Origin of the sequence: Vibrio sp. OPT41, assembly GCF_015163595.1 — a bacterium.
Lineage (GTDB): Bacteria > Pseudomonadota > Gammaproteobacteria > Enterobacterales > Vibrionaceae > Vibrio > Vibrio alginolyticus.
In genome coordinates this window covers 102,794-113,224 of record NZ_JADDYH010000012.1, presented here as the reverse complement: position 1 = coordinate 113,224, position 10,431 = coordinate 102,794, and the positions used below count along the sequence as shown (strand labels likewise).

The window sequence follows — 10,431 nt, the reverse complement described above, 5'->3', positions numbered from 1 at the left end:
GCGAGGGAGTAATCGCGCTGAGTTCTTTTAGTTGTTGATTTCATAACACTCTCCAATTTTGGGGGTGGAAAGTGTCAACCTTATTTAGGACGGCACAAAGCTAACTCGCTCGGCGCTCACTACTCAAATGCTTTTTTATCTATATAAAGTCATCCAAAAGGCAGAAAAACACAAGAGCACAGTGCTCTTGCCAGAAGCACTTGGCGGGAAAAGTGTTTCACAAAGGAGCGACAGAACGTTGGCTTCTGGTCAAAAAAGCTCCCTAATAATGCCCCTCAATAACCGAACTCGCAGCAGCAGGAGAATTGATACCTTGTGACTCGTATCACTGATAACCGAAATCATCGTGTGGTGAGATGGCTTAACTGCAATACTGGCAAGATGACAATATGACTCTCAAGTCAACACCATTCAGCATCGGCATGCACTATCCATCTCAAACTCAGCTAAGAAGCACGTTGCCATCGAAGAAAAGAGTCACAATATCACTGGGCGATGTTGAAGCATCGACACCTAACACACTTGTATGCGTTCAGCGAACTATGAGAGGATTCATCTATATCCGTGTAAAGGGAATAACAGTGCTATACCACCTAAATTAAATCATTGTGCCATAAACTAAGACTAATACTTGAGCCAAAAACACCAAGCGTACGAGTCCCTCTTTAATAGTTTTTATGTTTGCTTGTTCAGAAGCGTCTGAATGGTTTAGCAAACACTTGAAATTTATCGGCGTAAACTATTTTACCAGGGCTTTCTGTTCTTAATTGCTCAACTGCGACGCCCTTACTTTCAACTAAAAAAACGAACTCACGTATTTTAGATATATGTTTAGAGGAAGACTCAAGAAACCAACTGATATACACCTCTGATTTCTTAGACTTTTGTGTGTTTAAGTAGTCTAAAGGAGATTCAAGGTTTTCGTCGAACCACGCCATCACCTCAGCAATATGTTCAAGTTCATAGTCATAAAATACTTCTTGTTTCTTCATACAACTAATTGCCTGAAATATGCCCTTTCTCTGATTTGAATCTTCATCGATCTGATCAACGACAAATCGTACATACATGTACACCTCCCAAACCATTGTAGCTCCAAAAAGTAGACAGCACATAACTACATACTTCCTCACTCAACGGGACTGAACATAATTTCCAGCGATATTGCTTTCCACGAGACTACAAGTTATTGCTAGAGTGAGGAATTAATTATTCGACAAAAATGAGCTCAGGACAAACTGAGCTCATTTTTAGTTTATAAGAATGGATGCTTAGAAGAAACCAAGTGGATTAACACTATAGCTTACCACCATATTTTTGGTATTTTGGTAGTGATCTAGCATCATTTTGTGTGTCTCACGGCCAATACCAGATTTTTTATAGCCACCAAATGCAGCATGTGCCGGATAAGCGTGGTAACAGTTTACCCAAATTCGTCCAGCCTCAATATCACGAGCCATGCGATATGCTTTGTTACTATCTCGGGTCCAGACACCTGCACCCAGGCCGTACTCGCTGTCATTTGCTATTTGAAGGGCTTCTTCCATAGTTTTGAAAGTAGTGACAGCAACAACAGGACCAAAAATTTCTTCTTGGAAGATGCGCATATCGTTAGTGCCTTTCAACAATGTTGGCTCTACAAAATAACCATTTTCTGCCGAGCTCTCCCCACCCGCAAGAAGTTCAGCGCCTTCTTCAAGACCAAGACCAATGTAGCCACGAATCTTATTAAACTGCTCTTCTGAAACTTGAGAACCAACTTGTGTGTCAGTATCTAATGGATTCCCTTGCTTAATCGTTTTCATTCGGTCAAGCAATTTAGCCATGAATCGGTCATAGATAGACTCTTGAATTAACAAACGCGATGGACAAGTACATACTTCACCTTGGTTAAAGAAAGCAAGAAGTACGCCTTCAACACACTTATCAACATAACTATCTTCATGGTCGAAAATATCTTCCATAAATATATTTGGTGACTTACCACCTAACTCGACGGTTGAAGGAATAAGACTGTCTGCTGCACATTTTAAGATGTGTTGCCCCACTTCTGTTGAACCTGTAAATGCGATTTTTGCAATTCGGTCGTGAGTTGCAAGAGCCTGACCAGCTTCTGCGCCCATACCGTTTACGACATTAACAACACCAGCAGGTAAAAGATCTTCTAGTAATTCCATCAGAACTAGAATCGACGCTGGTGTTTGTTCCGCAGGTTTCAATACCACACAGCAACCAGCAGCAAGCGCCGGGGCCAATTTCCATGCTGCCATTAACAGTGGGAAGTTCCAAGGAATAATTTGACCAACAACGCCAACAGGTTCTGGAAAATGGTAAGTAGCAGTATGGTTATCTAATTCAGCTGCAGTACCCTCCTGAGCTCTAATGCAACCCGCGAAGTAGCGAAAGTGGTCAACAGTTAATGGAATATCCGCAGCTAGTGTTTCTCGAACTGGTTTACCGTTGTCCCATGTTTCTGCGACAGCTAACATTTCTGAGTTTGCTTCAATACGATCTGCAATTTTAAGTAGTAGGTTAGAACGCTCGGTAACAGATGTCGCTGCCCAAGTCGATTTTGCAGCATGTGCTGCGTTTACAGCTAGATCGATATCTTCCTTTGTGGATGCAGGGATCTGACAAATAACTTCGTTATTTACAGGTGAAGTATTAGTAAAGTAATTCCCAAGAACAGGAGCGATCCATTGCCCACCGATGAAGTTAGCGTATTTTTCTTTAAAGTTAACCACAGCATTTTCTGTATTTGGTTTTGAATACAGCATGTATATACCCTCCGATTTTATATTTAATTAGCATGCCGGAAATTATGCTTTAATTATCTAAAACTCAAATATAAACTCAGTTTAATAATCAAAACTCAATCACTAAAAAACACTAACAAACAACAACTTAAACAAGATTATCAACATTTCCGTCTGATTTGCCATGTTATTTAGTCCTATTTTAGATAGCTAATAATTTAGAGTTATAAATCTAAAAAATTATAAGGAAAACTGACCATAGCAATTAAGACAGTTGCACTAAGCAAATGTGACAAAATCAGTCGTATTTTTATCCATCCCATTGATATATATAAATTTACCTTTTCTCTATCTAATAAGTTGAATATTGATAAACATCACAAATAAAACATAATTACTCCACTTTATTTAAGGAGATCTTATGCATGAAAAAGGTATATCTAGCAGGCCCAGAGGTTTTTTTAAAAGATTCAATTGAAATCGGTGCTAAAAAAAAGGAGCTTTGCGACAAATACGGATTTATCGGTTTGTATCCATTAGATAACGAGATTGATATAAATGGGATGTCGAAAGAAGCTATCGGCCTTGAAATATCACGTGCTAATGAAGCTCTCATTTTATCGGCAGATGCTGTTATCGCGAATTTAACTCCATTTAGAGGAGCAAGTGCTGATGTTGGAACCGTATATGAAGTAGGGATGGCAAAAGGGTTGCGCAAAGTAATACTTGGCTACACTCATGACGAACGTAAATTTCTACAAAGAAACATTGATGAGATAAACAAAGTAAGCTTCTCCGATGGTGAATATAAAGATAAGAATAACATGGTTATTGAAGATTTCGACCTAGTTGACAACTTAATGATTGATGGCGGTATGACCTATTCAATATTGAAGAATGAGACATTGAATGAAGACGATAAATATCGGTCACTAAAGCTATTTGAAGAGTGTTTATTACAACTTCATCGGCATTATTATCCACTAGCCAAAAATGTTTAAATTAAAGAGGAATGCACATGATTTCATTCACCGAAGATATGCTCAACATAATGCTACCAATAGTTAAAAAATATCACATGCAAATTCCAATTGCAGTAGCAACGGAGTTTGTAGAGTACCGAGTTGTGGCAGTAAACAGTTCGTTCATGGACTTTGAATCTAATGGAGTACTAGTTAGTGTCGAAGTTGGCGGGAAATTACTTTTAGAAAATGGCGCTTCATTAGAGTATGTTATAAAAAATGGTACAGCAATTTTAACAGAGTTAGCAAAATCAGAACTTTTAACTAACTCATTTTAAATAACTAGTACACCTAACGTCTGTTGGCTTATATATTAGAATTACTATTACTGTAATATTGTATGCTCTTACGATACTCAGTTGGCGTCATATTTTGATACTTTTTAAAAAGTACGCGAAAGTGGTTGGTATCATTGTATCCAATTTCGTTGCAAATCCGCTCTATAGAGTATTCGGTTCTATTCAATTTCTCTCGTGCTAAAGCAATCCGAATCCTCTGTATGTAGTTTATAGGAGTTTCTCCTGTTGCCATTTTAAAGCGACGTTTCATTTGCCGCTCACTTAAAAAACAGTGGCTTGCACATTTGACAACATTCAGTTGAGTCGAGTCTTGTTCGTGCATCCAGTCTTGTAGGGCATGAATCAGTTGATCATTGTGCTGCCTAAACTCTACAAAATCGGAATGAGACACTTGCTGCTCCTCTGTCACCTCCCCTTTTAAAAAATGATCACATTTTTCTTTGTGGTTTGAACCAAAAAGCCCACCAATAACGAGCATTATTGCTTGATAGTACTCACCAACGCTGGAAGTGCAGATCAAGTTATCTTCGCGAGTAATTTTGATATGCGGCTGCAATTTTACCTTGGGATACAGATCGCGGAATAAATGGCTGTGAACCCAATGCGTAGTAGCAGTTTTGCGGTTAAGTACGTTCAAATGAGCAAGGAGAAAAGCCCCTGTACAAATTGAAACAACATACGAAGTATCTTTAATTAACTTCTTAAGCCAACTAACCATTTCATCACTAATCAAGAGTGGTAGCTTCTCAGGTTCACCACAAGAGCCAATTAAAAGTATGTCAGTGTCAGAGATTTCACTCCAGTCTAGGTTTGGTGACAATCCAATGCCACCTAGTGCTTTAACGTTCTTACCTGATGTTGAGACTAAGTTTATTTTAGGTTCTGGAATTCCCGCTAATGTACTTGCAACAGTTAACATCTCAATTGGACCAGAAATAGATGTTGTTGACATTCCATCGAAAAGTAGGGCCGTAATTTGAAGTGGTTTAGGAGCCGTACACGTAAAATGCATTGTACGTATTTCCTTGTATAACAATAATTTTCTTTACTATGTCTCAACTTCAGGCTCTGAACCAGTGAACTTATATGATAATTACTTTTTATGTTGAAATTAACACAGAAAAAGAAACACAGATTAAGAGTATGATTTTATTTAATTTTTCACTCACACGCCCACATAATAACCAAATATATTGATGAATTTAGAGTAATTACTTTATCATCAATCGGCCGTAACGCATTGCATGCTGCCTGTGAGTAAACTTGAATAACAAAAGATATCACTATCTTGATAGACGGTCTGGAAATATTCCTCGGATGTATCCAGAAGAAGGTGCGCTTGCGTAGCATCCGGTTCAACACTAGCTTTATAGCCTTCACTATATACTGTATTACTGGTTGAGAATAAACTAGAGGTCCAAAAATATAAGGAAGACGAAACGTTCAAACTTATGGAAGCACCTTCAGCCCCATACGTCGTATGAAGCTGATGCATACCAGTCCATTTGTGATCAAGAGTATGAAATTCTCGATACTTCTCGACTCCCGACTCACTGTAGGTGACACCATGACCGAACAGCAAAGTGTTGTTTTTTCCTTCTAGAAAAAAAGGATGAAAAATGTTGTTCAGATACACAAGTAATAGTATTAAGCTAGCAAGCAATACTGCTAATAAGGTGTTTAACTTAATGGCACTGTTCACGAATAGCCTCTTTGATGTTTTGAGTTGTGTATCGGTGAGAAAAACTCAAGTTAGCCGAACGAATTTCACTAAAATTTTCTGTTTTATAGATACAAGATATATATATCTGTTCAGGGTTTTTAGAAAGGAAAATTTTGCTTATATTGCTTTGATAGGCGCCTGAAATGGATTCAAATAGCTTAGTACCACTTGGACTAGATTCGTAATAATAGCTAATACCTGCAACCTCGGAACTTACCCATTGTTTTGTAGTGATACTTTGAGAGTGAAAGTAGAAAGTGATAAGCCAATACGAAATTAAGAAAATGCCTATGGATAGGCAAGCGGTAAGTACGCACTGGGTAAGCACATTTAGTGATAGTAGGTTTACTGCTTTGAACGAGGATCTCTTGGGGTGCTGTTTGTTTTTTTTGCTATTTTCACTGAAAGCTATGGTAACGTTGCTTTCTCCCTCTCCCGCACTTAAGTTATGCTGTAAAAATGTAATCCTATCAACTACAAGCATGTAACCTTGTTTTGGGACGGTTTTGATATAGTGCTGCTCTTTACCATTGTCACCAAGAGCTAAACGTATTTGTGCGATAGACTGGGTAATACTAGATGCAGAGACAATCCGCTCTCCCCATACCTCTTGTAAAATACATTCTTTAGTAACCACATTTCCTTGGTTAAGGAGCAAAAGCTCTAAAATTTTGCTTTCAGTAGACTTGAGCTTCTTACTCTTTTCTTGGCTTGGATGTGAAAGTTGTCTCCGAGCTGTTGGGTCAAATACCCACATGATTGATCCTTTAATATTTCCACACGATGTTTGCCAGCTATGGTATTATCATTACGAGGTTGCTGAGTGTAAATCTCTCCTGAGCAATATCGGCAACACACTACGTTATTATTTATTTATACTATTTATGTCTACACACTGAATTGCTTGGTTAGACAATTGAACATAGCAGTATTGTCTAGCATCGCTTGGTAGTACTTGAAATTCTTCTTCCCCCCCATCAAATAGAACATGCTGTTCAGGCCTATCAAAAAACTTTACCTGTTCATCATCGACAAGCTTATTAATAAATTTTATCGAATATTCACTAAAAGGCCAAAATGTCATTAAAAATTGCGTTTTTACAGCCTCACCACTATCAAATTGAATATTTGCAAGTAGTTCATACCTGTTAAGAAAAAAAGGAACCAGTGTATAGCTTATCTCTCTATACCGATAATCTTGTTTATCTTCACCATAAGTAAGAATAACTTTGTTAATAACTGTGTCCGTCTTATTAACAAAACTAGGTATGTAAGATGTGGCAAAGTAGATTTGTATCAAAAAAATAATAATGAGTAGTAGACTCAAGATTCCTATCACTTTATTGACATGTTTCCAACACTTCATCACCAACATCCTTTAGTGCGCGATTTATATCAACTGAAAAATTATAGCTTCTTTGTTGACCATTCTTTGGCATCAACTTGTAACATGCAATGTAAAGTCGACTTTGATTAGAAGTTATATAGAAGTTGACATTAGTGAGATCCTTTTTATGAATAATAGTCTCTGCCAACTGACTACTTACTCTATCGTTCTTTTCAACGTAAAAGTTGTTACTTCCTACCTTAAATGAATAGAAACTCATGGGTTTAGTACTATCAGGAGCGACAAATAAGAAATGGAATAATAAAATATTGATAAACAACAAGAATGTGAATGCAGTTATGAATACCCAACTTACTGAGTGTTTTTTTATCTCAGTATCTGCTTCTGTTTTTTCCTCTGCTAGCAACTTAACAGTATTTGGCATAAGACAATAGCCTAGTTTGGGTATTGTTCTAATAACATTTTGTTCGTTAGCGTCGTCACTTAAAGACTGCCTTAATTTAGCTATTGCTTGTGTAATGCTAGACTCAGACACGACTTTTTGGGGCCATACATACGCAAATATTTCCACCTTTGTCACCGTTTTTCCTTGATTGGAAAGCAATAACTTAAGTAGGTTACTCTCTATGTTGTCAAGTTTTCTGCATTCATTTGTCTGTAGGTTGTGTAACTGCTTATCTGCTCGATAATCAAATATCCACATATTATTGCTCTTGCCGCTAATTTGCTTCCAGTTACTGCCTATGGTTACATAGTCATTAGTGATAATTCTATCTATTGAATTCTCCATCTTCAATAGATTCATTTAAAACCTACGTATTTTTTAAATGATGAGTCAAAATGAGCTAGGTTTCCTTAATCTACTTTAGATTTTTAGCGAAGTAGGTGGTGGCTTTTTTAACCATATCTAGCTCTTCGTTTGCTTCGAAGACTCAAACACCTTAGAAAGTTCCTTCATGTTAATTTTATCGGGAGGTAATTATCTCACCTATCCAGATATGCTTGGAAGCAGTAGCGATCAATTATCGAAACAGATATTTCAGGACTTCTACGTGATCTTGTAATTATTTCTTACAACAGATCTCCAGCGCTTCACTGGCTTACAAAACACAACAATTTCATAAAGTTACAAAAAAAATATATTGCCATTACACTTATCACCCAAACAGAATGCGTGCTTACGATATTAACCTTTTGACCATGCATTTTTTGGTTTCACCCATAATGGCATGAGTTCTATCTTGACACCTCAATAGCATGAGCCCAAATTTACTATGTAAAGAGTTACCCAGTATCTCGTTGAGAAACCGAAAGAAGTATCAACATAAAATTTAACTATTCTTCATAGAAACATCAAAAAATGGCGAGATGTCTCGCCATTTTTATTGATTAAGGTTTGACCGCCAATAACCCCATTGTTGGATTCATAACATTCATTCCTGCTAAAGCCAGCCCGCCAGAGAGTGACTTAGTTCCCCTCTTCGAAGCTGCTTTCTTCGCCTGCTTCATAAGCATGTTTTGCGATTGATTGAAGCGCGCTTGATTATCAATATCAACAGCGGCTTGAGTAATGTCCTCAGGGCTCATATTGATAGCATCATTTACACCAAGCGTTTCTAGATACTTATCCATAACATTTCTATCAGGACTAGCGATACGATCATGCATCGTGGTCACTTCATCCTTAGTAGACATGTTTGTGAAGGTTGGAATACGCCAGATCTCTTCTGCTAAGACTCGGTAGTCCGCTTCTATCATGTTCAACGAAGACATGATGCTCTCTTCACAACGGCTCACTGCCACCTGGTTAACGTTTCTGTTGTATTTAATGCCCGTTCTGCGTTTAGTCTGCTTCGAACGGAGGTGCTTACCAAACGAATCCCACAGGAGTACCTTAAGTAGCATCGGGTTAACCATAGTTCCAAACTCTAGGCCAGTACCTGCCCCAACTGTTGCACTTGCACCCGCTTTAAATGTGAAGTCTCCAGAACCTTTAACAATGGCTTCCAAAGCAGCAGATGCGCCCAAGCCAACTGATGCAGAACCAGTCACACTACCAGACAACATATCCATACCACGAGCTTTCAGGGTAAAGGTACTTGTTCCACTAGCCTTAGCACCAACAAAGGCACTTGCACCAAGCTTTGTTTTGATAACTTCATTTTCAGTACCCACGTTGGCACTGTTTATTGCACCGGTGAATTGAACTTTTGCTGTCGCACCGACAAACAGCTCCCCCTCGTTCTTTAGTGACATAAAATCAGCCACAGAAAGTTCATGAGAGACTGTTAACTTCATTCCCATTTCGGCAGCGAGCATCGCATCAATTTCTAAATCGATACCCGGTATAATTTGAGTTGTTACTACCGAATCATCAATACTAACAGTAGCATTTCCTGTTTTCTTATTAACCTCAAATTCAGATTTAGTACTTTTCTCTTTGTTTCCACTAAAAAGCTCTCGGCTATGCCCAATGCCACCCAATGCGCCTTTATTGATTTTAGCGCTCGCACTAAACTTGCTGCTCTCACGGGCACCAATTTCAGCGGATGCTTTGATTTGGTTTTTCATTTTTCCGAAGTCCCAAGTTTTTTCAAACTCGACTTTTGCTTCGGCAAACAGTGCTTGTGAGGCTTCAAATGTCAGTGAACCGTCCTCAAGGTTTACTTTGCCCTCAGCAGAGCGGGTATTTCCTTTTTGGAACAGATCATTGATAGCAGGCCAAAGTTCAGCATTACATTTGGCATGATTAAAGTAGGCATCTCGTAAAGCATTAACTTGTGCATCAAGAATTTCTACCTTGGCTTGGCCAAGCTCACCGGATGCTAAGATACTGCTATGAGAACGCTTCAAAATTTCATGCTTGTTATGCAGCATTTGGAAGAAAGTACGGTTAATCAATTTCGAACGGACAGATTCCGTTGGTGAACGGTGTGGTTGAATCACCTTAACGACACTACCAAACTTTTTCGTCACTCGTTCTACAAAAAACTGCCATACAGGATGCTTAGTAACTGCGCTAGCTTCGTAGGCGCTACTATTGTTTCCTGACTGGCGATACAATTCCGCCTCAACCTCAGAATAGATAACATCTATCGCTTTTTCTAAATAAGGTAAGGCTCTGTTAGAGTGCCTTCTCCCGCATGCGAGAGACAGTTTTTTCAACCATTGCTCAATTTCTATCGCGCATCCTAAGTTAGGGATTAATTTTCCATCCGTCCCTTTGATTGATGACACATCGAAGTCGAGATTGGCTGCAGCAAGCTGTTTTTTATTCATTAGC

The 10,431-nt window shown here is 38.5% G+C and carries 10 protein-coding genes; 2 read left to right on the top strand and 8 right to left on the bottom strand.

The window, feature by feature from the left end:
• Positions 1 to 689: 689 nt before the first annotated feature.
• Positions 690 to 1,070 carry a hypothetical protein gene (locus tag IQP38_RS03125; protein ID WP_086587143.1) on the bottom strand — a complete coding sequence of 127 codons (381 nt, stop codon included), beginning with the start codon at positions 1,068 to 1,070 and terminating at the stop codon, positions 690 to 692.
• A 201-nt stretch (positions 1,071 to 1,271) separates the two neighbouring features.
• Positions 1,272 to 2,777 carry an aldehyde dehydrogenase family protein gene (locus tag IQP38_RS03120; protein WP_140184029.1) on the bottom strand — a complete coding sequence of 502 codons (1,506 nt, stop codon included), beginning with the start codon at positions 2,775 to 2,777 and terminating at the stop codon, positions 1,272 to 1,274.
• A 404-nt stretch (positions 2,778 to 3,181) separates the two neighbouring features.
• Between IQP38_RS03120 and IQP38_RS03115 the strand changes: the two genes are divergently transcribed.
• Complete coding sequence (locus IQP38_RS03115; RefSeq protein WP_086587044.1) at positions 3,182 to 3,757, top strand: nucleoside 2-deoxyribosyltransferase; 576 nt, start codon at positions 3,182 to 3,184, stop codon at positions 3,755 to 3,757.
• Positions 3,758 to 3,774: 17 nt separating this feature from the next.
• On the top strand, positions 3,775 to 4,056 hold the full coding sequence (locus tag IQP38_RS03110) for a hypothetical protein (protein WP_193837303.1): 282 nt from the start codon (positions 3,775 to 3,777) through the stop codon (positions 4,054 to 4,056).
• A gap of 28 nt (positions 4,057 to 4,084) precedes the next feature.
• On the opposite strand, the gene IQP38_RS03105 is transcribed toward IQP38_RS03110, so the two are convergent.
• The 6 genes from IQP38_RS03105 to IQP38_RS03080 all read right to left on the bottom strand — a co-directional run bounded on the left by IQP38_RS03105 (position 4,085) and on the right by IQP38_RS03080 (position 10,427).
• Complete coding sequence (locus IQP38_RS03105) at positions 4,085 to 5,089, bottom strand: GlxA family transcriptional regulator (RefSeq protein WP_193837302.1); 1,005 nt, start codon at positions 5,087 to 5,089, stop codon at positions 4,085 to 4,087.
• A gap of 210 nt (positions 5,090 to 5,299) precedes the next feature.
• Positions 5,300 to 5,779 (bottom strand): hypothetical protein, encoded by a 480-nt coding sequence (locus IQP38_RS03100; RefSeq protein WP_140184556.1) that lies wholly within the window; start codon positions 5,777 to 5,779, stop codon positions 5,300 to 5,302.
• Complete coding sequence (locus tag IQP38_RS03095; RefSeq protein WP_140184557.1) at positions 5,763 to 6,557, bottom strand: winged helix-turn-helix domain-containing protein; 795 nt, start codon at positions 6,555 to 6,557, stop codon at positions 5,763 to 5,765. Before IQP38_RS03095 ends, IQP38_RS03100 begins: the two co-directional genes overlap by 17 nt.
• Positions 6,558 to 6,665: 108 nt before the next feature.
• Positions 6,666 to 7,166: a hypothetical protein gene (locus IQP38_RS03090; protein WP_086587039.1), complete on the bottom strand. Its 501-nt coding sequence runs from the start codon at positions 7,164 to 7,166 to the stop codon at positions 6,666 to 6,668.
• Complete coding sequence (locus IQP38_RS03085) at positions 7,141 to 7,953, bottom strand: winged helix-turn-helix domain-containing protein (protein ID WP_228009969.1); 813 nt, start codon at positions 7,951 to 7,953, stop codon at positions 7,141 to 7,143. The genes IQP38_RS03090 and IQP38_RS03085 overlap by 26 nt, the downstream gene beginning before the upstream one ends.
• A 584-nt stretch (positions 7,954 to 8,537) precedes the next feature.
• Positions 8,538 to 10,427, bottom strand: coding sequence for a hypothetical protein (locus tag IQP38_RS03080; protein ID WP_140184280.1), 1,890 nt, complete (start codon positions 10,425 to 10,427; stop codon positions 8,538 to 8,540).
• Positions 10,428 to 10,431 lie beyond the last annotated feature (4 nt).